At 40.3% G+C, this 417-nt stretch carries 1 protein-coding gene; it reads right to left on the bottom strand.

Going from position 1 to position 417, the window contains the following annotated elements; all coding sequences use genetic code 11:
- Nucleotides 1–166 precede the first annotated feature (166 nt).
- The coding region (locus A3735_RS10970) for a hypothetical protein (protein WP_231882539.1) at nt 167–417 on the bottom strand (251 nt) is incomplete at its 5' end.

Raw genomic sequence — 417 nt, 5'->3', positions numbered from 1 at the left:
AGTAAATCGTTCGTGAAGCAGTATGCAGATCACATATGTCAGGTTGTGTCTTAGTATTTACACTTTAGGCGTTTGTGAAGCTTGGTATGATTTCTTTCTATTGGCTAATTGGTTGTCTATTTTGACTATCTGGCCATCAAAAATAGAAGCCTTTCGAAGGGAATAATCACGCAGTTTGGAGCTGCCCTTCCTTAACACCTAAGCCAGATTTGCTAGCTATCCTATCCATTACCTTTCTTAATGCGATGATCGAAGGTTCTTCCTTAACAGTGTCTGGATTTTCAGACTGATCCCAATAACTTAAAACCAGACCTTTCTCCTCTTCATCATCAAGCTTAAGCATTAGGTTACCATCATGCCAAGGCTTGAATACAATCGCTGGGCTTTCATCATCACCGCTCACGGTATTATATTCCA

This window comes from Oleiphilus sp. HI0061 (assembly GCF_001635675.1).
This window is presented reverse-complemented; position numbering and strand designations above follow the sequence as displayed.